Genomic DNA, 24,348 nt, shown 5'->3' on the forward strand with positions numbered 1-24,348 from the left:
TATGTATACCGCCAAAGGCACGATGGACCGCGAGCACATGCTGCGCCAGTACGTGCCGCTGGTGCGTCGCCTGGCGCACCACATGATTGCCAAGCTGCCGCCGAATATCGAGCTGGACGACCTGATCCAGGTCGGCATGATCGGTTTGGCCGAAGCTTTGAGCCGTTTTGAGTCGGCCCAGGGCGTGCAGTTTGAAACCTTTGCCACCCAGCGCATCCGGGGGGCCATGATCGACGAGCTGCGCGAGGGCGACTGGATGTCGCGCGGCTCACGCAAGAGCCAAAAAGAAATCGAACGCGCGGTGCAGCGGCTGGAGCAAAAACTGGGCCGCAGCCCGCTGGAGTCCGAAATCGCCACCGAGCTGGCCATGACCCTGCCCGACTACCAGGAGCTGCTGGGCAAGGTGCGCGGCACCCAGCTGGTGTATCTGGAGGACATGAACGGCAATTCAGAAGAAGGCGCGGGCTTTCTGGACCGCCACGTGGCCGACGAGGGAGCCGACCCGGTCAGCCTGCTGCGCGACCAGCGCCTGCGAGCCTCGCTGGTCGAGGCCATCACCACCCTGCCCGACCGGGAGCAGTACATCATGAGCATGTACTACGAAAACGACATGAATCTGAAAGAGATTGCCGCCGTGCTGGAGATCACCGAATCCCGCGTCTGCCAGCTGCACAGCCAGTCCATTGCCCGCCTGCGCGCCAAGATGCGGAGCCATTAGGCGCACCCCCAGGCTACACACTTCGTGTTTTCGCCAACCCCCTTGCAGGGGGCGATACCAGTGGCCCGGCAAAGCCGGTTCCACGGTATCCCTGGAAGCGGTATCTCCACCATGCGTTGGGGGCGTTCAGGCCGCTACATTATTTGAAGAAGATTTTGATAGCTGCTTGCGCAAGCGGAATGTGCGCCAGCAGCCTATTTAATACCTGAAAAATAGGCGAAAAATCTGATCTTTAGCTCGCAGCCATCGCGTAGATGCGGGCAGCACCGCCCCGGTAGGCGGCTGTTTTGCCGCCTGAATAGGTGGCGGCAGGTTGGGCTTGGGGCAGTACCGTGGCCAGGGCCCGGTCTACCACGACGGCACGCCGGGCCAGGTTGGCGCGCTGCTGGGCCAGGGTGAGCGAGACTTTTTCCAGCCGCTGGCGCATGCCTGCGTCTAGCGACTGCATGGCAGCAGGGGCACGGCCACGCGCCGACAAATCGGCCATCGATTGGCGCAGCGCCGTGCTGGCGGCCTCTAAAACCAGGGGTTCGCCCGTGATCAGGGCTGCAGACACGTCTTCCAGCAACTGCTCCACGCGGAGCAGGCTGGCGTGCATTGGGTGGGCTGCCGTCATGCGAGTGTGCCCAGTAGGGTGAAAAAACTTAACGGGCGCTGACGCCGAGCATCTCTTGCGCGTTGGCCAGCATTTTGTCGGCAATGGCTTCGGGGTTGATCTTGAAGGTGCCGTTCTTGATGGCGGCCTTGATGTCGGCGACTTTCTTGCTGTCGAAGTCGGCACCCACAGCCCGGTCGTTCTGCTCCAGCGTGCGGGCCAAGGTTGACACCGACACCTGTGCTCCCGCTGCGGGAACTGCACGTGCGCTCTTCTGCGCCATGCTGGCGGGCGCAGCTTCTTTCTCTTGGTCGGCCTTCTTCAGGGCCGCAGAAGCCACGGCAACCGATAAATCTATTCCTGGTCCAATTTTCATCACGCTCTCCAGCAGCCTTGACGTTAAGGCATCGTAGCAATGGTTTCGGCAGCTTTGGCATTTACTTAAGGCTTATTCTCGAAATCAAAGATAAAACAACGTAGCACCCAAAACGCATATTTCCAGAAATACCGTGGAACCGGCTTTGCCGGGCCACTGGTATTGCCCTCTGCAAGGGGGTTGGCGAAGCGCCAGCGCAGCCTGGGGGTGAGCCATATCTACATCTCAATGAGGATGGTGCGGGCATCTTGCACCACGCCAGACATCACCCGGCCGCTGTCCAGCCGCACTTTAGCGGGCTGGCCCACCACCCCGGCGGTTACGGCCTGACCATCGGACAGCACCTGGAAGCCCACGCCTTGGGCCAGCACCCGGATCTGGGTGCCCGCCTGGAACACCTGGGCCGGTTTGACCATCGCCTGGCGCACGGTTTGCCCGGCCACCCAGGAGCGGGAGGCCACCTGGCCGATCCAGTTTTCCCGGTTTGCCACCACCGGAGACGCATCGTCGGCCCAATCGACCTCGGCCTCTATCGCATCGGCGGCAGTCAGTACCGTGCCTGCGGGCAGATTACTTTTAGCCACCCAGGCCCGGCCCAGCGCCTTGACGGTGACGGGCATAAACACATTCCAGCGGGTGGTGCCCGACAAACAGCGCAGGCCCAAGCGGCTTTTGCCCCACAGACGGGTGCCCGGCGGCATATAGGGTTCTACCTTGGCGCAGGGGGCCAGCTGCAAACGCGGGTCCAAAGCGCCCACCGACACCTCCATGCGCAGGGTCTGGCCGTTCACCGGCGGCACCTGGGCCACGGCGGATTCCAGCCAGCGCTGGCTGTTGGCCAGCATGTCGGTCTGGGCCTGGGCGCGCGCGTCTACCGCGCACAGCACGGCGACGGCGCAGACCAGTCCTCGCCATGTGGTGTTTCTTAGCAGTAGTGGCATATAGACTCCATATTTCATCCAAGACTAAAGCCAGAACCCTTGGCACAAAGCCGCAAACTGCAAGGCAAACACCCGCTTCTTCGCTGCCTAAAAAGGCCCAAGTTTTTCCATAATTTGCCCAACGCGAGATCCGGGATGGCACCGGAGGTTTCGCATTTGATGCAAACGGGGTGTCCCATGTTGGAAAAAATGGTCGGGGCGGTGGACTTTCAGAGCAAGGCTTTGGTGCTGCGCGCCGAACGCCAGCGCACCATCGCCAGCAATATTGCCAACGTGGATACCCCCGGCTATGTGGCGCGCGACTTCAACTTCAAAGAAGCCATGACCGCCGCCACCGCCAGCCAAGGGCTGATCGCAGGCCACAAAACCGATAACCGCCACCTGACCTTGCCCAGCCTGGACGGCAGTAGCCTGGGCGATGCCCAAAAACGCGGCTACAGCGTGCAAAGCCAACCCAATATGGACAACAACACGGTCGATCTGGACCGCGAGCGGGCCAACTTTGTGGACAACGCGGTGCGCTACGAGGCCACGCTGCGCTTCATCAACGGCTCGGCCAAGACCATGCTCAGCGCCATTACCGGCCAGTAAGCCAATAAGGAAGCACCATGTCCATGTTCTCGATCTTCAGCGTCTCCGGCAGCGCCATCAGCGCCCAGTCGCAGCGGCTGAACGTGGTGGCCAGCAACCTGGCCAACGTGGATGCCGTGGCCGGGCCGGATGGCAATGCCTACAAGGCGCGCCAGGTGGTGTTTCAAACCACGCTGCTGGGGGCCGAGAGCGCCGCCGGGGTGCGGGTCAAAGAGATTTCCGAGAGCCAGCAGCCAGGCCGCAAGGTGCTGGACCCGACCCACCCGTCGGCCGATGCCGAGGGCTACGTCACCCACTCCAACGTCAACGCGGTGGAAGAGATGGTGAACATGATTTCCGCCTCCCGCTCCTACCAGAACAACGTAGAAGTGATGAATACCGCCAAGTCCCTGCTGCTGAAAACGCTGCAAATGGGCCAATAAATTTACCGAAAGCACGCAATGGCCTTGGATGTCACCGCCCTCAACGCCGCCAGCAGCTCGCTGGTGACCTCAACCAGCTCTGCCACTACCAGCACGGCCGAAGCCTCGCAAGACCGCTTTTTGAAGCTACTGGTGGCCCAGCTGAACAACCAGGACCCGATGAACCCGATGGACAACGCGGAGATGACCAGCCAGTTGGCGCAGATCAATACCGTATCGGGCATCCAGACGCTGAACGACACCATGACCAGCATGGCCACGCAAATTGCCGCCCTGCAATCGCTGCAAGGCAGCGCCACGATTGGCCACGATGTGCTGACCGCTGGCTCCACCCTGAGTATTACCGACGGCGTGGGCAAGGGCTCGTTTGACCTGGCCAGCAGCGCCGACGCGGTGAAGGTAGAAGTGCGCACCGCCGGAGGCACACTGCTGGGCACCGAGAGCCTGGGCGCGATGGGTACGGGCCGCCAGTCGTTTACCTGGGATGCCTCCAAGTACACCAACTCGGGCGAGCTGTCGTTCAAAGTGATTGCCACCCAAGGGACTACCGCCGTCACCAGCACCCCGCTACAGCGCAACAAGGTGGTGTCGGTCAGCAACGACAACAACGTGATGAATTTGCAGTTTGCCAATGGCAGCTCGGTGCCGTACAGCGCCGTCAAAGCTATTCTGTAAGCCCCACCCCGATCACCCCCACCGTATTTTCAGGAGCCCCCCATGAGCTTTCAACAAGGTCTATCCGGTCTGAACGCCTCCAGCCAAAATCTGGACGTGATCGGACACAACATTGCCAACGCCAACACCACCGGCATGAAGGCCTCGCGGGCCGAATTTGCCGAGCTGTATGCCTCGTCGCTGGGTAGCGCGGGCGGTATCAGCGCCGGGATTGGCGTGGAGGTGCAAACCGTGTCGCAACAGTTCACCCAGGGCAATATCAGCATCACCGGCAATTCGCTGGACGTGGCCATCAACGGCAACGGTTTCTTCCAGGTGGAGCTGCCCAACGGCACCACCGCCTACAGCCGCGACGGGGCCTTCAAGCTAAACACCGAGGGCGAAATCATCACCAACGGCGGGGCCCACCTGATGGGTATCGCCGCCGCCGCCGACGGCTCTATTCCCACCGGCGGAGCCGTTGGAGCCCTGTCGTTGCCCGACGGTGGCGAGATTGCCGCCATTGCCACCACCGAGATCAACCTGAGCTTCAACCTGGATGCCGAGGCCGCCATTGCCACCGGCACCGCGCCCTCGGCCCTGGTGCCCGTATTGGCCACCTATGGCACCTCCATTACCGCCTACGACGGGCAGGGCGTGGAAATTCCGGTCAGCGTGTACTTCACCAAAACCGGGGTCAACACCTGGGACGTGTACACCAGCGTAGACGGCTCCACCCCCGCCCTGACCGCATCGGCACTGACGTTCAACGGCATCGGCAACACCGCCGCTGCCACCATCGGCACCCTCACCCTGCCCTCGCCCACCAATCCGGCGACCACCGTGACAGCCAACCTGAACGTGGTGAAAGCCACCCAGTACGGCTCCAAGTTCTCCATCGCCAAGGCCACCCAAGACGGCCAGGCCCCCGGCACGCTCACCGCCATCAGCATCGACGAGTCCGGGGTCATCCAAGGCACCTACTCCAACGGCAAGTCGCTGGCCGCAGGGCAAATCCAGCTGGCCACCTTCGTCAACGTGCAGGGCCTGGCCCCGATTGGTGGCAACTACTGGCTGTCCACCCCGTCCAGCGGCGACGCATCGGCCAAGGGCGTGCCGGGCACCGGCAACCTGGGTGCTTTGCGCGCCGGTGCACTGGAAGACTCGAACGTCGATCTGACCAAAGAACTGGTCAACATGATGACCGCCCAGCGCGCCTACCAGGCCAACGCCCAGACCATCAAGACGCAAGACCAGGTGATGTCCACCCTGGTCAACCTGCGCTAATACGTTAAGCCGCCGCTATGGACCACATCATTTACACCGCGATGACGGGGGCCAGCACGGCGGCAAATCGGCAGGCGGTGCTGGCCAACAATCTGGCCAACGTATCGACCAACGGGTTTCGCGAAGAACTGGCCACCTACCGCTCGGTGCCGCTGAACGGCCCGGGCTCCAGCACCCGCGTGTTTGCACTGGAAACCACCTCTGGCCACTCCAACCTGCCCGGCCCTGTGCAGCGCACCGGCCGCAACCTGGATGCGATGGCGCAAGGCAATGCCTGGTTCACCGTGCAGGGGCTGGACGGCACCGAGGCCCACACCCGCAGCGGGATTTTTGAAATCTCCAGCACCAACACCCTGGTCACGCCCACCGGTCTGCCGGTGCTGTCAGACGGCGGTGCGCCGATCGACGTGCCCCAGGGCGCCGACATCACGCTGGGCACCGACGGCACCATCAGCGCCAAAGTGGCGGGCCAGGCCGCCACCACCCTGGGGCGGCTGAAGATGGTGACCCCTGATGCCGACAACACCTTGAAACGCGGCGACGACGGCCTGTTCCGGGGCACCACCGGCGACCCGCTGCCGCAGGATGCCAACGCCAAGATTCTGGCCGGAGCCATCGAGGGCTCCAACGTCAACGCCGTGGCCACGATGGTCGGCATGATCCAGACCGCCCGCCAGTTCGAGACGCAAATGCGCCTGCTGCAAACCGCCGAAACCAACGACAAGAGCGCCAGCCAGCTACTCAATGTCCAGGCTTAACTTTCACGGTAACTAGAAAGCACCCCCATGATCAACTCCCTCTGGATCGCCAAGACCGGCATGGAAGCCCAGCAAACCCAGCTGGACGTGATTTCACACAATCTGGCCAACGTCTCCACCACCGGCTACAAACGTGCCAACGCGGTGTTTGAAGACCTGATCTACCAAAACCTGCGCCAGGTAGGGGCCAACAGCACCGAGCAAAACCAGCTCCCCACCGGCCTGCACCTGGGCCTGGGCGTGCGCACCGTGTCCACCACCCGCTCGTTTGCCCAGGGCAGCTTGCAGCAGTCGGGCAACACGCTGGACGTGGCCATCAACGGCAACGGTTTCTTTCAAGTCAACCAGCCCGACGGCTCCATCGGCTACACCCGCGACGGCTCGTTCCAGGTGGACTCGCAGGGCCGTCTGGTCACCTCCGCCGGGCTCACCGTGGCCAGCGGCGTAACCATCCCCATCACCGCCCAGAGCGTCACCATCAGCACCGACGGCACCGTTACCGTGATGCTGCCGGGCAACGCCACGCCGCAGCCCGCAGGCAGCATAGCCATGTCCAACTTCATCAACCCGGCCGGCCTGGAGCCCAAGGGCGGCAACCTGTATGCCGAAACCGCCGCCTCCGGCCAGCCCACCGCCGGTACCCCGGGCGTGAGCGGCATGGGCGTGCTGCGCCAGGGCTTTGTGGAAACCAGCAACGTCAACGTAGTGCAAGAGCTGGTGACCATGATCCAGACCCAGCGCGCGTATGAAATGAATTCCAAGGCCGTGCAGACCTCGGACCAGATGCTGCAAAAGTTGGCCCAGCTCTAAGAGACCGACCATGCGCACCGCCCTGACTGTCGCCTTGCTGCTGGCGTGCCTTACCGGCTGCGAAACCTTGGCACCTTCGCCCAAGGTCGATTTCGCCGAATCCACCACCCCCCGGCCCTTACCGCCGGTGGCCGTGGCCGCCAACGCCCGCCCCTCCGGCAGCCTGTTTGCATCGGCTGCCTACCGCCCGGTGTTTGAAGACCGTCGCCCGCGACTGGTGGGCGACAACCTGACCATCCAGATCGTGGAAAACGTCAGCGCCAGCCAAAAATCGACCAGCACCGTGAACCGCAGCGCTGCCGAAGCCGCAGGCATCACCGGCATCCCCTTCTTGAAAACCCCGCTGCTGGACAAATTTGGCATCGGTGCCACCTCCAGCAACGACTTCTCGGGCAAGGGCGGAACGGAGAGCGCCAACACCTTCTCGGGGGCCATCACCGTCACCGTGGTCGAAGTGCTACCCAACGGCCACCTGGTGGTGGCCGGTGAAAAGCAGATCGGCGTGAACCAAAACGTGGACGTACTGCGCTTCTCCGGCACAGTAGACCCCCGCGCCGTGCAACCCGGCAGCGTGGTCGCCTCCACCCAGGTGGCCAACGCCCGCATCGAGTCCAAAGGGCGCGGCCAACAAGGCGAAGTGCAGGCTATGGGCTGGCTGGGTCGCTTTTTCATGAACGTAATGCCGTTCTAGGCTTGTGGCACACCCCCAGGCTACAGCGCAAGCGCTTTCCGCCCACCCCCTTGCAGGGGGCAACTGCAGCAGTCTGGCAAAGCCAGCCCTGCGCAGTTCGCGAAAGGGCGTTGCTTCGCTCGCCGGGGGAAAGCGGGGACATCAGGGCGGCAACTTCGCGCCCTAGGCGCGATGGGGTGCGCAGCGCCCCCGATCCCAGGGTCCTCATCTGTATGCGCCGAGGAGCGGAGTGGAATGCGGATCAGGGCTGGCGTTGTTTGAGCGCAGCGAGTTTAGCCAGACCCCGCATTCCATGAGCACCGCAGGTTCCCCGTAGCGCCAGCGCAGGGGCGCAGACAGTTGGGGTGCCTTTCTTTTGGTTACTTTTCTTTTGCGCAAAAGAAAAGTGACTGCGCCGCCGGGCGCACCACCCGGCCAGCGGCGGTAAAAAACCCCTCCACCTCCAAACAGATTTACGTTTCAAAGCCATTTTTCACCCACAAAATCAGCCCTTAGCGCAATATAAATATGCGCAGTCAGCTATCATTTTTTACTACACAAACAATAGCAGACCAGCACAAAGGCAGCCCGCCCGCCCCCACCAATAGGCCGGAAACCCGCCCCTATTCCAGCGTTCCGCAACCCAGCCGCCCCCGAAAATAGTGTTAAAGATTCGTCCAATTCGGCCGAGTCAGCATCACACGGGTTGCACACCATGCCACTTTTCCGCCTCCTGCCAATGCGCCGTGCCGCGACATGGGGCTTGGGGCTGTGCGCAGCCTTGCTGCTGGCCCTGCCTGCACAGGCCTTGCGTATCAAGGAAGTAGCCTCCATCCAGGGCGTGCGCAGCAACCAATTAACCGGCTACGGGCTGGTGGTGGGGCTGGACGGCACGGGTGACCAGACCACGCAGATGCCCTACACCTCGCAAAGCCTGTCCAGCTATTTGCAGCAGATGGGCATCACCCTGCCGGCCAGCCTGGCCTCGTCGCTGCAACTGAAAAACGTGGCGGCGGTGATCGTGACGGCCCAGCTACCCGCGTTTGCCCAGCCCGGCCAAACCATTGACATCAACGTGGCCAGCATGGGCAACTCCAAGTCGCTCAAAGGCGGGCTGCTGATTGCCACGCCGCTGCGCGGGGCCGACGGCGAAATCTACGCGATGGCCCAGGGCAATATGGTGGTGGCCGGGGCCGGGGCCGCTGCGGGCGGCAGCAAGGTGCAGATCAACCACCTCAGCGCGGGCCGCATCCCCAGTGGCGCGCAGGTGGAACGCAGCGTACCCACGCCGCTGCAAGAGGGCGACTTCATCACCCTGGATCTGAATTCCAGCGACTTCCAAACCGCCCGCCGGGTGGCCGCCGCCGTCAACGGCAAGCTGGGCAATGGCCTGGCCAATGCGATGGATGGCCGCACGGTGCGGGTGCGCGCCCCCAACGACCCGAATGCGCGGGTGAACTTTTTGGCCGATCTGGAGGAGCTGACGATGGAGTCGTCGGCCCCGGCGGCCAAGGTGGTGATCAACTCGCGCACCGGCTCCATCGTACTGAACCAGTCGGTCACGCTGGGCCCCTGCGCGATTGCGCACGGCAATTTATCTATCAGCATCAGCACCACGCCGGTGATCAGCCAGCCCGCCCCTTTCTCGCAAGGGCAGACGGTGGTGGCCGAGAAGTCCAACATCCAGATCAAGCAAGAACCCGGCATCCTGATCCAGGTGCCGCCCGCGCCGCAGCTGGCCGACGTGGTGCGCGCCCTGAACGCGCTGGGCGCCACGCCGCAAGATTTACTGGCCATCCTGCAAGCGATTAAAGCCGCAGGCGCACTCAACGCTGAACTGGAGGTGATCTAAATGGCACTGACCCAAGTCTCCAACAGCAATGTGCTGGCCGCCGATGCCAAGTCGCTCAACGCGCTGAAGCTGCAAGCCGGGCAAGACAGCCCCGCCGCCATCAAAGAAACCGCCAAGCAGCTCGAATCGCTGTTCATGCGCGAGCTGATCAAGAGCATGCGCGAGGCCACCACCAAGTCCGGCCTGCTCGACAGCCCCCAGGGCGACCTGGGCAGCGACCTGCTGGACCAGCAGCTGTCGGTCACCATGTCGGGCCAGCCAGGGGGCTTGTCGGATGCCATCGTGCGCCAACTGACGCGCCAGACCGTGCCCGCCGAGGGGGCGGCACTGAAAATGCCCGCGTCTATGTCCATCACGCCCACGGCCCCGATCAAACCGGCCAGCGTCAGCCAGACCGGTTTTGTAGAACAGCACAACGCGGCCGCCACGGCGGTAGAAAAAGCCACCGGCATCCCCGCCAGCTACATGCTGGGCCAGGCCGGGCACGAAACCGGCTGGGGCAAAAAAGAAATCAAGAACGCCGACGGCAGCACCTCGTTCAACCTGTTTGGCATCAAGGCCGGTGCGGGCTGGACCGGCAAGACCACCACCATCACCACCACCGAGGTGGTGGACGGCGAGGCCCGCAAGGTGAGCGCCAAGTTCCGCGCCTACGATTCGTATGAGGCATCCTTCAAGGACTACGCCAGCCTGATCAACAACAGCCCGCGCTACGCCCAGGCACGCCAGCAGACCGGTTCGTCCCAGGCCTATGCCACCGAGCTCAAGCGCGCGGGCTACGCCACCGACCCCGACTACGCCGCCAAGCTGAACCGGGCCATCACCACCACCCAGCAGTTGCGCCGGGCCTACGCTTAAAGCTACGCCATGAGCAATTTACTCAACATCGGTACGCGGGCCCTGGTGGCCAACGAGGTGGCCTTGCAGACCATTGGCAACAACATAGCCAACAGCAGCACGGTGGGGTATTCGCGCCAGACGGTGGTGCTGGAGACGGTGGAGGGGCAGTTCACCGGCGGTGGCTACATTGGCAAAGGGGTGGACATTGCCACCATCCAGCGCAACCACAGCGAGTACCTGACGCGCCAGGCGGCGTTGTCCAAGTCGGTCGCGGCATCGGACATTGCCCGCGCCACCAAGCTGCTGCAACTGGAAGATGTGTTTGCCGGGGGCACCAACGGCCTGGGCGCGGCGGTCACCGACATGATGAATGCGTTCTCGGATGTGGCCAGCGCCCCCACCGACCTGACCGCCCGCACCGTGGTGCTGACCCGCGCCGACGAGGCGGCCGCCCGCTTCAACGATGCCGCCACCCAGCTCAACAACCTGCAATCCGGCCTAACCACCGAACTCGACAACGCCGTAGCAGCAGTGAACACGCTGATCACCAACATTGCCGCCGTCAACGGACAGATCCAGCTGACCCAGGGCAACGGCCAGTCGCCCAATGACCTGCTGGACAAACGCGACAACCTGATCAGCCAGCTCAACACCTACATCCAGACCACCCAGATTGATGCCGACGATGGCACGGTCACCGTATTTGCCGCCAGCAGCCAGCCCTTGGTGCTGGGCACCACGGCCAATGCGCTCCAGCGGCAAATCAACCCGCAAGATGCATCGCAAAGCCAGATCGCAATGGTGAATGGCAACCAGACCATCGTGCTGTCCGAAGACATGCTGGGCGGCGGCTCCATCACCGGGCTGCTGAAGTTTCAAAACGAAGACCTGGCCGCCGGTGCCAACCTGCTGGGCCGCATGGCCGTCAGCATCACCACCGTGGTCAATGCCCAGCACCAACTGGGGCTGGACCTGGACGGCAACGCCGGGGGCAACCTGTTTAGCCCGATCAGCATGCCAACGGGTGCGGCGGCGGCGTTCAACACGGGCACTGCCACAGTGGGTGTCAGCGTAAACGCGGCCTCGGTCGCCAAGCTCCAGGCATCCGACTACAAGATCACCTTTACCTCGGCCACCGCGTTCACCGTGCAGCGCCTGACGGACAACACCACCATCGTCGCCGATGCCAATGGCAGCTACGACGGCCTGACGCTGGCCGCCGCAGGCACAGCGGCCGTGGGCGACAGCTTTTTGGTGCAGCCGTTTCGCACGGCCGCAGGCAAGATCAGCACCGCCTTTGCATCGCCGCGCCAGCTGGCGGTGGCCAGCCCGGTGCAGGCCGCCATGGGCACCAGCAATACCGGCAGCCTGGCGGTCGCAAACCTGGCGGCCAAGTCGGTACCCATCCCGGCCGCAGTCACCCTGACCTTCACCGGTGCCAATACCTACACCCGCTCGGATGTAGCGGGCACGTTCACCTACAGCCCCGGCACAGCCATTGCGTATGCCTCCGCTACCCCGTCTTCCGGCTGGTCGCTGACCCTGTCGGGGGCGGCCCAAGTGGGCGACACCATCACCCTGGGCCCGGCCAACACCACCTACGCCAAGCTGAACGCGGGCAATGCCGATGCGCTGATGGACCTGCGCGACCTGGCCCTGTTTGACGGCTCCAGCATGGCCGATGGCTATGCCGCGCTGATGTCGCAAATCGCTGTCACGGTGCAAAGCGTGCAGTACACCGCCGAGGTCTCCAAGTCGATTGCCGACAACCTGGAAACCTCGCGCACCGGTGTCTCGGGGGTCAACCTGGACGAAGAAGCCGCCAAGCTGCTGCAATACCAGCAGGCCTACCAGGCATCGGCCAAGATGGTCCAGATTGCCCAAACCATTTTTGACAGTCTGATGGCCAGCGTAGGCCGTTAGGAGACATAGATGAGCAACAGTTTTACCCGCCTGTCCAGCGCCACCGGCTACGACAACGCCCTGCGCAACCTAACCTCCCGCTACGCCACCATGTCGGCACTGCAAGAGAACCTGACCTCGGGCAAAAAAATCTTGCGCGCCAGCGACGACCCCACCGGCGCGGGCCAGGCCGAGCGCGCCAACACCCGCATCGACCGCATCAAAACCGAGCAACGCGCACTGGACACCCAGGTCAGCGCCATCACCCAGGCCGAAGCCGTGCTGGGCAATGCCGACGACCTGCTAACCGAATTTCGCACCCTGGTGGTACAGGCCGGTGACGGTGCCAACAGCCCCACCGAGCGGCAAACCATTGCCAAGCAGCTGGTCAGCATCCGCGACGAACTGCTCACCCTAGCCAACCGCAAAGACAGCAACGGCATGCCGCTGTTCAACGGCCTGGGCAGCACCGCCGCCCCGTTTGAAACCAGCGCCGACGGTGTGGCCCCCGACCCCGACTACAGCTACAACGGCCTGGCGGGCCAAACCGCCGCCAGCACCGTGGCCATCCCCTTCACCCTGGACGGCCGCGCCGCCTGGATGGACGTGGCCGAGGGCAACGGCGTATTCAACGTCAGCCTGGGCACGGCCAACACCGGGCGGGCGTTTACCGACATTGGCATCATCACCAACGCCTCGTTGGCCATGAACCCCAGCGCGGGTACCCCCAACTCGGGCACCGACTTCACCGTCACCTTCACTGCGCCCGTAGCCCCGGCCACCGGCGCCACCACCTACACCGTCACCAACAACACCACCAGCGCCACCTCGGCGGCACAGACCTACACCGCCGGGCAGGCCATCGTGATGGGCGGCATCTCGATGGTGGTGCGGGGCGTGCCGGGCAATGGCGACACGCTGGAGACAAACGCCAACATCACCACCGACCGGCCCAGCGTGTTCGATGTCATGGACCGCACCATCGCCAGCATGTATGCCGTGGGCTCCACCACCGTGGGCGCACTCAGCAGCGATGCCAACTTCAACCACGAGCAGGCGATTTCGCTGGCCCAGCTCGACACCAGCCTGGAAAAAATCAGCGCCAGCCGGGGCAAGGCAGGCGATCTGCTGACCCGCGCCGACCGCATCACCGACACCCAGACCGGCAAAACCATCCAGGCCAAAACCGACAAATCCAACGCCGAAGACATCGACATGATTGCCGCCGCCGCCGACCAGACCAACCAGCAAACCGCCTACCAGGCCGCGCTGAAGTCCTACGCCTCGATCCAAAAACTGTCGCTGTTCAACTACATCGGATAGTCGACCGCCGCCATGCCGACCCGCATCCTCGGCAGCACCACCCTGGGCTACCGCCCCCTGTGGAATGCGCAACGCCAGCTGGCAGCGGTGCAGCTGTGCATAGCAAGCCCGGCCCCTACGGCCATAGATGCCGCGCAACTGGTCGGCGAATTGGTCGGCGAACTGTTCAGCGTGGCCAGCCCCCGCACGCCACCGCTGCTGCTGTCCGCCCTATCGCCCCCGCTACTGCGCGACCTGCTAGACCACGCACCGCTCAGCACCGCCAGCCCCTACTGGATCGAAGTCCGCAGTGAATGGATGGACAGCCCCGGCATGCCCCAGCGGGTGCAACGCGCCCACCAGCGTGGCCTGCAGCTGGTGTGGCGGGCCGAATCCAACCAGCCCCCCAGCCCCGCGCTGGCCGCCTGCTTTTTCACCCAGCTGCTGCGCCTGTCGCCCCAGGCCGCACTCGCCGCCCTGCAAGCCGCCGCCCGCAGCCGCGCAGGCGGGCCACCCGGCGCCAGCCCGGTACACCCCGACTACCTCTATGAAGGCGTTGCCAGCCGCCTGCTGGCCGCACACTGCCTGGACCAACAGCACGCCGCCGCCCTGCTGGGCTGGCCCGACGAAGATGTGCTGCACGCCCTGCAACACCAAGCCACCGCCCCCGACCACCCGGCCATGCTGCAACTGGTGCAGGCCATTGACGACGACCTGCCGGTCGAAAAAATCGAAGCCCTGCTGGGCCAGGAACCCATCCTCACCTTCCGCTTTCTGGCCTACGCCAACTCGGCCGCCGTGGGCCTGCGCACCGAGGTCGAATCCCTGCGCCACGGCCTGATGCTGTTGGGCACCGCCCAGCTCAAACACTGGCTGCTGGCTCAACTGCCCCAAGCCTCGCGCGACCCCAACCTGCGCCCGGTCAAAGCCGCAATGGTGCTGCGCGCCCGGCTGATGGAAAACCTGATGGATGCCGGTGCCGAACACCAGCTGGCCCGCGAAATCTACCTCTGCGGCCTGTTCTCGCAGATCGACCTGCTGATGGGTGAACCCCTGGGCAGCGCCCTGCACCGCGTGCCCCTGAGCAGCCGCATCTACAACGCCACCGTGCGCAACACCGGCCCCTACGCCCCGCTGCTGCAAATCGCCAGCGCGCTGGAGGCCGACAACGGCAGCGCCATCCGCACCCTGTGCCACGCGCATGGCATGCGGCTGGAAGATATCAACCGGGCCTTGCTGCGCAGCTTGTCAGATTGCAAGTTCTAGGCGCACCAGCCGCTACCACATTGGCATCCGATGCGCCCGCCAGAGCCTCAGCCGAGGCGCCGCAGGCAGTCGCGGATGTAAGCATCGGATGCGTTCAGCTGCGCGCTGATGTAGTCGAGCGACCAGCCGTGCGTGCCGTGGCACTTGATGCTGGCCGGGCCGGTGTAACCCACACGCTTGAGTTCCGCCAACGGCACGGCGTGGTCGAGAGTGCCGTCCACGCGGGGCAGTTGCTTTTCCCCTGGGCCAAAGTTCAGGCCATCGACACCCCGGCGGTAGGCGCGGTCAACATCCCAAATGTAGTAGTAGAAAAGACGCTTACGCTCGGCCAGGAAAGTGATGGCCTGGCTGATGGTTTCGCCCATTACCCACAGGTGTGGCGGTGCCAGGCAAATACCCAGATTTGGGTGGTCGATGTCGGTCACCAGACGCTTGATCTGGGCCAGGCTGTCCACGCCTTCATCCCAGCGCTTTTCCTCGTTGCCACCCGCCTCGAAATCGGCCGAAAACGGCACGGTCAGGTGGTTTTCCACGGCGATACGCACACCGCGCCGCTCGGCCCGGTCGACCAGCGGCGGCAGGAACGTGGCGACAAAGTCGCTGTAGTTGGCTTCGCAATCGAAGATCACGGTGTCGATACCCAACTCGGCAGCAAAGTCGATGCGTTCCAGCATCTCGGCCTGGTTCTTGCCGTACATGGTCAGGCCGCAAGGCTTCAGGTGGTACTTTTCCAGCAGTGCCTTGATGGCCCCAACATCGTCGCCCGGGTTCACATGGTGGGCCAGCGGCGCTGCGCTGGACCAGAGGTTGACTTCGCTGTAGTTCAACTTGGCGAGTTCGGCCAGCGCAGCTTCGAGCGGATGGTCATGATAGGGCAGAATTTCGGCGGTGTAACGGAACATAATTTTCTCCAATGGTGGGGTGGTCAGGACAGGGCAACCCAGCTGCTGCCACCCTGGTGGCTGCGCAGCACGGCGTCGATAAAAGCCATGCCTTGGCGCCCGTCGTGCACGGTGGGCATAGGGTGGTGCGCGGCGTCAAAGGGCAGGCCTGCGGCGCGGGCCTGCCAGGCGAGCGAAAAATCGCGGTAAAGCTGCGCAAAGGCTTCGAAATAACCCTCCGGGTGGCCAGCGGGCAGCCGCGTGGCCAAGGCCGCATCCCCACCCGCAGGCGTGGCGCCGCGGCGGACGATCTGCGTGGCTTCGCCCAGGCGCGTGAACAACAGCTGGTCGGGGCTCTCCTGGTCGAAATGGATCGCCGCGCGGCTGCCAAAGACCCGCAGTTGCAAGCGGTTGGCGCTGCCGGTGGCCACTTGGCTAGCCCACAGCATGCCGCGCGCGCCGCCCTGGTAGCGCAGCATGACCTGCACATGGTCGTCCAGCGCACGGCCAGCAACGAAGGTGGTCAATTCGGCCGCAAGCTGGTCGACCTCCAACCCGGTGACGAAGCCGGCCAGGTGGAAGGCATGTGTACCGATGTCGCCCAAAGCGCCGGCCGGACCCGCACGCAGTGGATCAGCACGCCACTCGGCCTGTTTTTGGCCCGTCAGTTCCAGCGGTTCGGCCAGCCAGTCCTGGGCGTATTCGACCTGCACTACGCGGATGTCGCCTAGCGCGCCGTTGCGTACCAGTTCACGGGCGTGCCGCACCATCGGATAGCCCGAATAGGTGTGCGTCACCATAAATAGCAGGCCCTGGCGCTCAGCCAGTTCCAGCAACACATCCGCATGGTCGAGCCGCGTCGTCATCGGCTTGTCGCAGATCACATGGATGCCCTGCTCCAGGAAGGCCTGCGCCACCGGGAAGTGCAGGTGGTTCGGCGTGACGATGACCACCGCGTCGATACCATCGGAACGCTGCGCCTCGCGCCGAGCCATGTCGGCGTAGTCGGCATAACAGCGGTCGGGGGCCAGCCGCAGCTCCAGCCCACTGGCCAATGCGCGCTGCGGGTCGGACGACAAGGCCCCGGCGACCAGTTCATAGCCGTCGTCCAGGCGGGCGGCAGCACGGTGTGCCGCGGCGATGAAACTGCCCTGGCCACCGCCAACCAGGCCAATACGTATGCGTCTTTGCATGTCTGCTTCCGTCAAGGATTCGAAGCCGGGTTTAGTCCCAGTACATGGGCCAACATCTGCGGGTCGACACCACTGGCGGCGAAATCATCGAACGCCCGCTCGGCCACGCGAATGGTGTGGCGGCGGATAAATTCAGCGCCTTCGCGGGCTCCATCCTCGGGGTGCTTGAGGCAGCACTCCCACTCCAGCACAGCCCAGCCTGTGTAGTTGTATTGCGCCAGTTTGGAAAAAATCGCACCGAAGTCCACCTGCCCGTCTCCCAGCGAACGAAAGCGCCCGGCACGCTCAAGCCAGCTCTGGTAGCCGCCGTATACCCCCTGTCTGCCGTCCGGTCGGAACTCGGCGTCCTTAACGTGGAAGGCCTTGATCCGCGCATGGTAGATGTCAATAAAAGCCAGGTAGTCGAGTTGCTGCAACAAAAAGTGGCTCGGGTCATAAAGAATGTTGGCGCGCGGGTGGTTGTCGACGGCCTCCAGGAAACGCTCAAAGCTGACACCGTCGTGCAGATCTTCGCCGGGATGCAGCTCGTAACACACATCCACCCCGGCTGCGTCAAACGCATCGAGTACCGGCCGCCAACGCCGCGCCAGTTCGGCAAATGCCTGTTCGACCAGACCGGTCGGGCGCTGCGGCCAGGGATATAGATAGGGCCAGGCCAGGGCGCCGGAGAAGGTGGCGTGGGCGCGCAAGCCCAGTCGCTGCGATGCCTGCGCAGCCAACAGCAACTGCTCGCCAGCCCAGGCCTGGCGCGCAGCCGGGTTGCCGCGCAGCGCGGCCGGCGCAAAGCCGTCAAACAATTGGTCGTAGGCCGGGTGTACGGCCAGCAGCTGCCCTTGCAAGTGGGTCGACAGCTCAGTGATCTGCAGGCCGAACTCGGCCACCTGGCCCCGCAATTCGTCGCAGTAGGTCTGGCTCTCGGCCGCCAGCTTCAGATCGACCAGGCCGGATTCGGTGGGCAGCTGTATGCCTTTGTAACCCAGGCCCGCCGCCCAGCGCGCCAGGTTGGGCAGGGTGTTGAAGGGTGCCGTTTCACCTTGAAACTGGGCGAGAAAAATGGCAGGGCCTTGGAGTGTTTTCATGGTGTCTAAACGCGGTGTAGGAGTCAGGCTGAGCCACGGATGTGCAATGTGTGTTCAAGGACGATGCCTTCAATGGCAGCGTCTGGATTGCGGATGCGCTGCAACAGCAGCTTGGCAGCGGTTTCACCCAGCTGGTGCATGGGCTGGCCCACGGTCGTCAGCTCGGGCTGCACCATGGTGCAGAGTTGGATATTGTCGAAGCCGACCACCGCCACATCGTCCGGCACCGACAATCCGGCGTTGCGCAAGCCTTGCATGGCACCGATAGCCAGGGTGTCGGAGACGGCAAAAACCGCATCCGGGCGCAGGCCAGCGGCCAATATGTCGGCAATGGCCTCGCGGCCATGGTCGTAGGTCAGACCCTGGGTGGTGATTACCCCCCCGACGGGCGGCGCCAGCCCGGCAACGCGCAGGGCATCCAGATAGCCCTTGTGGCGTTGCTGCGAATACAGGAAACGCGCGTCGCTGTTGAGAAAGGCAATGCTGCGGCAACCCTGCTGGACCAAATAGCTGACAGCGTCAAAGGCGGCACAGGCGTTGTCGATGCCGACAAAGGGCACGCTACCTCCGGGATCGAACTCGCAACATGCCACCCAGCACAGCTCGCCAGTTTCGCGGCTGAGCTCTTGCTGGATGGTGGCAGGGTCGAGGCAAATCGCGCCATCGGCCATGCGGTTGCGTAACAGATCGAAATAGGTGCGGTCAGCCCCCACGCCTGAACTGGTATCGCACAGCAGCAGATGGTAGCCCTCCGCGCGCGCTACGCCGTCGATGCCACGCACGATCTCGGCATAAAAGGGATTACCGAAGTCGGGCACCATGGTCAGCAACAGTCGGCTCTGTGCCGTGCGCAGATTACGGCCCAAAAAATTGGCCCGGTAACCCATCTCGGCAATCACGCCCTCTACCTTTTTGCGGGTTTCGGGACGCACGCTGTAGTTGTTATTTACGACCCGTGAGACGGTCGCAGTAGACACCCCGGCCCGTCTTGCAATCTCGATGATGGACATTTCAAACTCCCCGCAATCTTGCCGGAGCCGGGTACTGATTCATGCGCAACAGCATCCCCATTCACTCTCGCACGCGCGCCGACTGCAAAGGCGCAAGCATTTCATAGTGAACAATCTCCACCGGGCGCGACAGCAACTCGTGCTGGCGCTCAATGAGCGGCTGAATATAGGGCATGGCAATGTGCTGTTCCAGGATCTCGCGGCTTGCCCAGTTCTCGTAGAACATGAAGGCGTTGGGATCCTCGGCGCTAACGTGCAACTGGTACTCGATGCAGCCCTCCTCGGCCCGCGTGGGGACGATGAAGGACTGCAGCAGCGCCAGCAATTCATCGCGCTTTTCCGGCCGGCCGTGGACGTTACCGATGATGGTGCAACCAGGTTTCATGGTGGGTTTGACCTTATGTTTGGGTTTAACGTTTTTGCTGGCTCAGGGCGACCGCGAGAATGATGATGATGCCCCTGGCGATCAACTGCTGGCTGAACTCCAGCCCCATCAAGATAAGGCCGTTATTGATCATGCCTATCATCAGCGCGCCCATGATTGTGCCCACCACCGTACCGGCCCCGCCGAACAGGCTGGTGCCGCCCAACACGGCCGCGGCAATCACCGACAGTTCATCGCCTTCGCCAAGCTGGAAGCGCCCCGACTGCAGGCGGCCCGCATACAGCATGCCGGCGACGGCTGCCGACATGCTGGACAGCATCAGCACCCGCATTTTTATCGAGCGGGTGTCGACACCGCTGTAGCGGGCCGCAGTTTCGTTGCCGCCGGTGGCCAGCACGCGGCGACCAAAACCAGTGCGCCGCAGCGCCAGGTGGCCGAACACGCCGAACAGCAACATCCACACCAGTAGCGTCGGCACCGGGCCGATGTTGCCACCGCCAAAGAGGTAGGAATAAGTTGGCGACAAAATAGGAATGGCCGCCGTGCCGCTGACCCACATGGCAATACCCTTGGCAACACCCAGCATAGCCAACGTGGTCAGGAAGGACGGAATGCCGATCCGGGTTGTCAGCAAGCCGTTGCACAGGCCAACCACCAGCCCGGTAGCCAGACCAGCGCACACACCCGCGAAGGGCCCGGCAACGTCGATCACCATGGCAGTCGTCACCGTAGCCAGCCCAGCCACTGCGCCGATCGACAGGTCGATCTCGCCAGCGCACAGCACGAAGGTCATCGCCACCGCCATCACCGCGATCATCGCCGTCTGGCGAATGATGTTGAGTAGATTATTGGGATCTAAAAAACCCTTGTCGAATAACGTGACTGAGAAGATCAAAAAGATCGCAACAAAGCCGAGATAGATGACGTATTTTCGCCAAGAAGTGGTGAACAGCGCGAGCGGAGAAGGCCGAGCGGCCAGCGTGGAAGTGGTCATGAAAATTCTCCTTGCGGTGTGTGGGGTTCAAAATTTGGAGCGCTCTGGCGGTAAACGATTTGCCAGGCATCGCCCAGGTTGTCCTTGTCTACCGACAGCGTCGGCAGTGCGACGAAGGTCGGTGCTGCCTTGCCGAGCAGGCCATAGCCCGCCAGCAAAGCCTCGGTCACGCCCTGGTCGTAGACCCGCTGGGCCGCCACGCCGCGCACGTTACCGCCGCGCGCCATGTCGACAGCCACCTCCTGGCCCAGGTCGATGGTGGTGACCACCAGGTCCGAGCGGGCCGCCGCGTGGGCCGCCGCGATCACGCCTTTGGCCGGCACATCCCAGACCGCCCAGATGCCCTTAAGTTGCGGATGCGCGGCCAGCATGGCCTCAGCCGCCTGCCGCGCCTGCACCGCAAAGTCGGGGCCGGAAATACCCTGCTCGGCGACGATGCGGATGCCCGAGTGCTGCTCGGCCATGGTCTGTTTGAAGGCCTCATGGCGCTGGCGTGTCACGGAAAAATCGGCTGCGTGGAACACCAGTCCGATCTCGCCCTTGCCATCCAGCGCCTTGGCCATCAACTGGGCCGAGGCGACACCGTTGCCGTGGTTATCGGACGAGACGACGCTGACATAGTCCCGCCCGGCCACATGCCCGGTGGGCACGTTGTCCATATAGACCAGCTGGACGCCGCGCTCGGCAGCCTGGCGGTAGGCCGCTGCCGTCGCCACCGGGTCGGTCGGAATCGAGACGATGATCTGCGGATCGAGCGCCAGGGCGGCCGCGATGTCCCTCACTTGCTGCTCGGCCTGGAAGCCCGCGTCGCTGACGGCGACCACCTCAATCCCCATGACAGCGAATTGGGCCTTCAGCCCCTCGACTTGGGCGCGCGACCAGTCGTTGCCAGCATAGTGCATCACGATCGCCGCTTTCGCCTTCATCGCCCGGATCCGGGCCAGCTCCTCGTCACTGAGTTTGACATTCACCGACAGTTCCGGGGTCTCACCGTGCGGGCCGGTACTGAGGGTTTTGGCATATTGCTGGGCCCGGTTTTGCAGCGCCATCTGCAGATAGCGCTCGGCCAGCAGCTGGCGCTCGGCCGGTTCGCTGGCGGGTGCCATCACCGCCTCTAGCTCGCTACCGGGAATGTCGCGCACCAGCTGGCCGTTGGACATGACCACGATGCGGTCACTTGCGGCCAGCAACTCGGCCAGCTCGGACGACAGAATTAGCACTGCCTTGCCTTGCCGCGCCAGCTCGCGGATCAGCGCCACGATCTCACCCTTGCTACCAATGTCGATTCCCGCTGTCGGTTCGTCGAGGACCAGCACGTCCGGGTTGTTGCCCAGCCATTTGGCGATTACCACCTTCTGCGCATTGCCGCCCGACAGTGTGCTGACAGCACTGTCGGCCGAAGCCGTCTTCACGCGCAGCCGCTTGATCAGTCCGTCTGCATGTTGCTCGGCCTTGTCGCTCAGCATCCACGAAAACTTGCTGAGCTTGTCGAGCACCGGCAGATGGATGTTCTCAGCCACGCTGTGCGCGGCCACGAATCCCTGCCGCCGACGGTCCTCAGGAATCAATGCAATGCCATGGCGAATCGCATCGCGCGGGCTTTTTATGGATACCGGCTGGCCTTTGATGCGGATCTCGCCCGCGGCCAGCGGGTCAATGCCGCACAGCACCCGGACCATGGAACTACGGCCACTGCCCAACAGGCCGGCGACGCCGACCACTTCGCCCCGGTGAACCACCAGGTTGACGGTGTTCTGCGGCCGCCGGGTACCGGACACGCCGCGCAGCTCGACCAGCGGTTCGCCCAACGCCGTCTGGCGGTCAAAGTCGTGGAAGCCGGCCGCGCTACTGCCGACGATGTGTTCAATCATCGACTGCAGTGTGAACGCGCCGATGGGTGCCGTCATCACATGCCGGCCGTCGCGCAGGATGGTGGCCACGTCGGCGATCTTGAAAATTTCGTCCATGCGGTGCGAAACGTAGACGATGGCCACGCCCTTGGCCTTGAGGCGCACCACGAAATCGAACAGCCGCTCGGTCTCGGTCGACGACAGCGCGGTGGTTGGCTCGTCCAGAATCAGAATGCTCGGCTGCTGCGACATCGCCTTGATGATTTCGGTCAACTGCTGTTGGCCGGCGCTGAGTTCGGACACCAACAGGCGGGGGTCGATATCGATACCGAGCTCAGCAAATAATGCCCGCGCCTCATTCTCGGCCTTGTTGTCGTCAATCAAGCCCCAGCCGTCGCGTCGTTCGCGGGTGAGAAAGATGTTTTGCGCCACACTTAAAGTGGGCACCAAGCTCATCTCTTGGAAGATCATCGCAATGCCGGCCTTGCGTGCGGCCTCTGGCGTGTTTTCAGTCAGCAACACGCCGCCAACCTCGATCTTGCTGCCCGCATCGGGCGTATAGACGCCGTTGAGGATCTTCAGGAGGGTCGACTTGCCCGCCCCATTGCCACCGAGTAGCGCATGGATCTGGCCCTTATGGAAACTCAGATCAACGTTGTTCAGCGCCCGGATGCCTCCAAACGACTTAGACACGCCGGTCATGCGCACGGCAACGGCATTCGGGGCGCTGGCGTTCATGCAGGAATCTCAGTCCACAGGCCGGTTTGACCCGAATGCAAGATGGCCTCGGCGATCAGCTCGATGCGGTAACCGTCCTCAAAGTTGGGCGATGGTTGCTGGCCACTGACGATGGCCTTGCACAGGTCGTAGCACTCGACAATCTTGGTCTCGGTATAGCCAATGCCCAAGCCCGGGATCGGCCACAGGCCATCACCGTAAGGATGTGCCGGGCCGGTGTAGATGGTGCGGAAGCCGCGTACTTCAGCCGGATCGTCGGCGAACACCACCTGCAATTCGTCGCGGCGTTCGTAGTTAAAGACGATGGAGCCGCGCTCGCCATGGATCTCGAAGGTCAGGAAGTTATTTCGGCCGTAGGCATTCCGGGTGGCTTCGATCGAGCCCACCGCGCCGTTGGCGAAGCGCAGCATGGTCAGCATTTCATCGTCAACATCGACCGCGCCGCGCGGGCCGCTGGCGTTCTTGTCGGCCGCGCCAAGCTTGTCCACGCCGCCACTCTGCAGCGGCCGGGTCTTGACGTAGGTATGGGTCATGGCGTTGACCGCGCTGATATCGCCCACCAGGTAGCGCGCTAAATCAACCACGTGCGTACCGATGTCGCCCACCGCACCGGAGCCGGCGATCTTCTTGTTGAAGCGCCAGGACAGCGGCGAATCGGGGTCGGCGCTCCAATCTTGCAGATAGGTACCGCGGAAGTTCAGGATCTTGCCGATGCGGCCCTCGGTGATAAATTTATGCGCCAGCGCCACTGCCGGGGTGCGGCGGTAGTTAAAGGCAACCATATGGATCACCCCGGCGGCGTTGACCGCATCGAGCATGCTCTTGCTTTCGGGTGCGGTACGCGCCAGCGGTTTCTCGCAAATGATGTGTTTGCCGGCCTGGGCTGCGGCGATCGCGATCTCGGCGTGGCTGTCGTTGGGGGTGACGATGTCCACAATGTCGATATCGGGACGGGCAATCACCGCGCGCCAGTCGCTGGATGCCTCTTCGAAGCCAAAGCGCTGGCGGGCGTTTTCGGCCGCTGCAGGGTTGATGTCAACCACCACCTTGCGCACGGGGATGGCAGGCGCGGGCCAAAAAAACATTGGCATTGCGGCATAGGCCAAAGCGTGGGCTTTGCCCATGAAGCCGCCGCCAATCATGGCGACATTGAGAGTTTTAGTCATGGTTATTTTCTTAATTGAAGTGTGGACCGGGGACGGCAGCGCGCGTCCCCGTGCAAAGCGCTGGCCTG

24 protein-coding genes are annotated in these 24,348 nt (G+C 63.4%); 13 read left to right on the plus strand and 11 right to left on the minus strand.

The genetic code is table 11. From position 1 onward, the window contains the following. Position 1 precedes the first annotated feature (1 nt). Positions 2-718: an RNA polymerase sigma factor FliA gene (locus AC0969_RS12625; RefSeq protein ID WP_479624490.1), complete on the plus strand. Its 717-nt coding sequence runs from the start codon at positions 2-4 to the stop codon at positions 716-718. Between the two features lie 232 nt (positions 719-950). Here AC0969_RS12625 and AC0969_RS12630 read toward each other — a convergent pair whose 3' ends face one another. The 3 genes from AC0969_RS12630 to flgA all read right to left on the minus strand — a co-directional run bounded on the left by AC0969_RS12630 (position 951) and on the right by flgA (position 2,630). Beyond that, positions 951-1,334, minus strand: a complete 384-nt coding sequence (locus AC0969_RS12630) for a hypothetical protein (protein WP_479624491.1) — start codon at positions 1,332-1,334, stop codon at positions 951-953. Positions 1,335-1,362: 28 nt separating this feature from the next. Then, positions 1,363-1,689 (minus strand): flagellar biosynthesis anti-sigma factor FlgM, encoded by a 327-nt coding sequence (gene flgM / locus AC0969_RS12635; RefSeq protein WP_479624492.1) that lies wholly within the window; start codon positions 1,687-1,689, stop codon positions 1,363-1,365. 218 nt (positions 1,690-1,907) lie between these two features. Then, positions 1,908-2,630 (minus strand): flagellar basal body P-ring formation chaperone FlgA, encoded by a 723-nt coding sequence (gene flgA, locus AC0969_RS12640; RefSeq protein ID WP_479624493.1) that lies wholly within the window; start codon positions 2,628-2,630, stop codon positions 1,908-1,910. Positions 2,631-2,807: 177 nt separating this feature from the next. Between flgA and flgB the strand changes: the two genes are divergently transcribed. From flgB to AC0969_RS12700, 12 genes are all read left to right on the plus strand, one after another. Continuing rightward, on the plus strand, positions 2,808-3,221 hold the full coding sequence (gene flgB / locus AC0969_RS12645; protein WP_479624494.1) for a flagellar basal body rod protein FlgB: 414 nt from the start codon (positions 2,808-2,810) through the stop codon (positions 3,219-3,221). Between the two features lie 17 nt (positions 3,222-3,238). Further along, positions 3,239-3,643 (plus strand): flagellar basal body rod protein FlgC, encoded by a 405-nt coding sequence (gene flgC / locus AC0969_RS12650; protein WP_479624495.1) that lies wholly within the window; start codon positions 3,239-3,241, stop codon positions 3,641-3,643. An 18-nt stretch (positions 3,644-3,661) separates the two neighbouring features. Then, on the plus strand, positions 3,662-4,318 hold the full coding sequence (locus AC0969_RS12655) for a flagellar hook assembly protein FlgD (RefSeq protein WP_479624496.1): 657 nt from the start codon (positions 3,662-3,664) through the stop codon (positions 4,316-4,318). Positions 4,319-4,360: 42 nt separating this feature from the next. Beyond that, on the plus strand, positions 4,361-5,584 hold the full coding sequence (gene flgE / locus AC0969_RS12660; protein WP_479624497.1) for a flagellar hook protein FlgE: 1,224 nt from the start codon (positions 4,361-4,363) through the stop codon (positions 5,582-5,584). 17 nt (positions 5,585-5,601) lie between these two features. After that, a complete protein-coding gene (gene flgF / locus AC0969_RS12665; RefSeq protein ID WP_479624498.1) occupies positions 5,602-6,342 on the plus strand; it encodes a flagellar basal-body rod protein FlgF in 741 nt (246 codons plus the stop codon). A 27-nt stretch (positions 6,343-6,369) separates the two neighbouring features. Next, a complete protein-coding gene (flgG, locus tag AC0969_RS12670; RefSeq protein ID WP_479624499.1) occupies positions 6,370-7,152 on the plus strand; it encodes a flagellar basal-body rod protein FlgG in 783 nt (260 codons plus the stop codon). A 10-nt stretch (positions 7,153-7,162) separates the two neighbouring features. Further along, a complete protein-coding gene (locus AC0969_RS12675) occupies positions 7,163-7,843 on the plus strand; it encodes a flagellar basal body L-ring protein FlgH (protein ID WP_479624500.1) in 681 nt (226 codons plus the stop codon). Positions 7,844-8,561: 718 nt separating this feature from the next. After that, entirely contained in the window at positions 8,562-9,674 is a 1,113-nt protein-coding gene (locus AC0969_RS12680) for a flagellar basal body P-ring protein FlgI (RefSeq protein WP_479624583.1), read from the plus strand. Then, entirely contained in the window at positions 9,675-10,532 is an 858-nt protein-coding gene (locus tag AC0969_RS12685; protein WP_479624501.1) for a glucosaminidase domain-containing protein, read from the plus strand. A 9-nt stretch (positions 10,533-10,541) separates the two neighbouring features. Further along, complete coding sequence (gene flgK, locus AC0969_RS12690) at positions 10,542-12,437, plus strand: flagellar hook-associated protein FlgK (RefSeq protein WP_479624502.1); 1,896 nt, start codon at positions 10,542-10,544, stop codon at positions 12,435-12,437. Positions 12,438-12,446: 9 nt separating this feature from the next. Next, entirely contained in the window at positions 12,447-13,739 is a 1,293-nt protein-coding gene (flgL, locus tag AC0969_RS12695) for a flagellar hook-associated protein FlgL (RefSeq protein ID WP_479624503.1), read from the plus strand. Positions 13,740-13,751: 12 nt separating this feature from the next. Continuing rightward, positions 13,752-14,984 (plus strand): HDOD domain-containing protein, encoded by a 1,233-nt coding sequence (locus AC0969_RS12700; RefSeq protein WP_479624504.1) that lies wholly within the window; start codon positions 13,752-13,754, stop codon positions 14,982-14,984. A gap of 47 nt (positions 14,985-15,031) precedes the next feature. On the opposite strand, the gene AC0969_RS12705 is transcribed toward AC0969_RS12700, so the two are convergent. The 8 genes from AC0969_RS12705 to AC0969_RS12740 form a co-directional block, all read right to left on the minus strand. Further along, positions 15,032-15,886 carry a sugar phosphate isomerase/epimerase family protein gene (locus tag AC0969_RS12705; RefSeq protein WP_479624505.1) on the minus strand — a complete coding sequence of 285 codons (855 nt, stop codon included), beginning with the start codon at positions 15,884-15,886 and terminating at the stop codon, positions 15,032-15,034. A 23-nt stretch (positions 15,887-15,909) separates the two neighbouring features. Next, positions 15,910-17,058, minus strand: coding sequence for a Gfo/Idh/MocA family protein (locus tag AC0969_RS12710; protein WP_479624506.1), 1,149 nt, complete (start codon positions 17,056-17,058; stop codon positions 15,910-15,912). An 11-nt stretch (positions 17,059-17,069) separates the two neighbouring features. Continuing rightward, positions 17,070-18,137, minus strand: a complete 1,068-nt coding sequence (locus tag AC0969_RS12715; protein WP_479624507.1) for a sugar phosphate isomerase/epimerase family protein — start codon at positions 18,135-18,137, stop codon at positions 17,070-17,072. A gap of 23 nt (positions 18,138-18,160) precedes the next feature. Next, positions 18,161-19,147 carry a LacI family DNA-binding transcriptional regulator gene (locus AC0969_RS12720; RefSeq protein WP_479624508.1) on the minus strand — a complete coding sequence of 329 codons (987 nt, stop codon included), beginning with the start codon at positions 19,145-19,147 and terminating at the stop codon, positions 18,161-18,163. A 61-nt stretch (positions 19,148-19,208) separates the two neighbouring features. After that, positions 19,209-19,532 (minus strand): putative quinol monooxygenase, encoded by a 324-nt coding sequence (locus tag AC0969_RS12725; RefSeq protein ID WP_479624509.1) that lies wholly within the window; start codon positions 19,530-19,532, stop codon positions 19,209-19,211. A 25-nt stretch (positions 19,533-19,557) separates the two neighbouring features. Then, positions 19,558-20,526, minus strand: a complete 969-nt coding sequence (locus AC0969_RS12730) for an ABC transporter permease (protein WP_479624510.1) — start codon at positions 20,524-20,526, stop codon at positions 19,558-19,560. Then, positions 20,523-23,114, minus strand: coding sequence for an ATP-binding cassette domain-containing protein (locus tag AC0969_RS12735; protein WP_479624511.1), 2,592 nt, complete (start codon positions 23,112-23,114; stop codon positions 20,523-20,525). Before AC0969_RS12735 ends, AC0969_RS12730 begins: the two co-directional genes overlap by 4 nt. Then, positions 23,111-24,280 (minus strand): levoglucosan dehydrogenase, encoded by a 1,170-nt coding sequence (locus AC0969_RS12740; protein ID WP_479624512.1) that lies wholly within the window; start codon positions 24,278-24,280, stop codon positions 23,111-23,113. The genes AC0969_RS12735 and AC0969_RS12740 overlap by 4 nt, the downstream gene beginning before the upstream one ends. Between the last annotated feature and the right edge of the window lie 68 nt (positions 24,281-24,348).

This window comes from Rhodoferax sp. LB1P47, assembly GCF_056521445.1.

Excerpts from the sequence above, each read along its gene's own strand:
- AC0969_RS12625 (WP_479624490.1), top strand. The coding sequence starts at position 2 with ATGTATACCGCCAAAGGCACGATGGACCGCGAGCACATGCTGCGCCAG.
- AC0969_RS12630 (WP_479624491.1), bottom strand. The coding sequence starts at position 1,334 with ATGACGGCAGCCCACCCAATGCACGCCAGCCTGCTCCGCGTGGAGCAG.
- flgM (WP_479624492.1), bottom strand. The coding sequence starts at position 1,689 with ATGAAAATTGGACCAGGAATAGATTTATCGGTTGCCGTGGCTTCTGCG.
- flgA (WP_479624493.1), bottom strand. The coding sequence starts at position 2,630 with ATGCCACTACTGCTAAGAAACACCACATGGCGAGGACTGGTCTGCGCC.
- flgB (WP_479624494.1), top strand. The coding sequence starts at position 2,808 with ATGTTGGAAAAAATGGTCGGGGCGGTGGACTTTCAGAGCAAGGCTTTG.
- flgC (WP_479624495.1), top strand. The coding sequence starts at position 3,239 with ATGTCCATGTTCTCGATCTTCAGCGTCTCCGGCAGCGCCATCAGCGCC.
- AC0969_RS12655 (WP_479624496.1), top strand. The coding sequence starts at position 3,662 with ATGGCCTTGGATGTCACCGCCCTCAACGCCGCCAGCAGCTCGCTGGTG.
- flgE (WP_479624497.1), top strand. The coding sequence starts at position 4,361 with ATGAGCTTTCAACAAGGTCTATCCGGTCTGAACGCCTCCAGCCAAAAT.
- flgF (WP_479624498.1), top strand. The coding sequence starts at position 5,602 with ATGGACCACATCATTTACACCGCGATGACGGGGGCCAGCACGGCGGCA.
- flgG (WP_479624499.1), top strand. The coding sequence starts at position 6,370 with ATGATCAACTCCCTCTGGATCGCCAAGACCGGCATGGAAGCCCAGCAA.
- AC0969_RS12675 (WP_479624500.1), top strand. The coding sequence starts at position 7,163 with ATGCGCACCGCCCTGACTGTCGCCTTGCTGCTGGCGTGCCTTACCGGC.
- AC0969_RS12680 (WP_479624583.1), top strand. The coding sequence starts at position 8,562 with ATGCGCCGTGCCGCGACATGGGGCTTGGGGCTGTGCGCAGCCTTGCTG.
- AC0969_RS12685 (WP_479624501.1), top strand. The coding sequence starts at position 9,675 with ATGGCACTGACCCAAGTCTCCAACAGCAATGTGCTGGCCGCCGATGCC.
- flgK (WP_479624502.1), top strand. The coding sequence starts at position 10,542 with ATGAGCAATTTACTCAACATCGGTACGCGGGCCCTGGTGGCCAACGAG.
- flgL (WP_479624503.1), top strand. The coding sequence starts at position 12,447 with ATGAGCAACAGTTTTACCCGCCTGTCCAGCGCCACCGGCTACGACAAC.
- AC0969_RS12700 (WP_479624504.1), top strand. The coding sequence starts at position 13,752 with ATGCCGACCCGCATCCTCGGCAGCACCACCCTGGGCTACCGCCCCCTG.
- AC0969_RS12705 (WP_479624505.1), bottom strand. The coding sequence starts at position 15,886 with ATGTTCCGTTACACCGCCGAAATTCTGCCCTATCATGACCATCCGCTC.
- AC0969_RS12710 (WP_479624506.1), bottom strand. The coding sequence starts at position 17,058 with ATGCAAAGACGCATACGTATTGGCCTGGTTGGCGGTGGCCAGGGCAGT.
- AC0969_RS12715 (WP_479624507.1), bottom strand. The coding sequence starts at position 18,137 with ATGAAAACACTCCAAGGCCCTGCCATTTTTCTCGCCCAGTTTCAAGGT.
- AC0969_RS12720 (WP_479624508.1), bottom strand. The coding sequence starts at position 19,147 with ATGTCCATCATCGAGATTGCAAGACGGGCCGGGGTGTCTACTGCGACC.
- AC0969_RS12725 (WP_479624509.1), bottom strand. The coding sequence starts at position 19,532 with ATGAAACCTGGTTGCACCATCATCGGTAACGTCCACGGCCGGCCGGAA.
- AC0969_RS12730 (WP_479624510.1), bottom strand. The coding sequence starts at position 20,526 with ATGACCACTTCCACGCTGGCCGCTCGGCCTTCTCCGCTCGCGCTGTTC.
- AC0969_RS12735 (WP_479624511.1), bottom strand. The coding sequence starts at position 23,114 with ATGAACGCCAGCGCCCCGAATGCCGTTGCCGTGCGCATGACCGGCGTG.
- AC0969_RS12740 (WP_479624512.1), bottom strand. The coding sequence starts at position 24,280 with ATGACTAAAACTCTCAATGTCGCCATGATTGGCGGCGGCTTCATGGGC.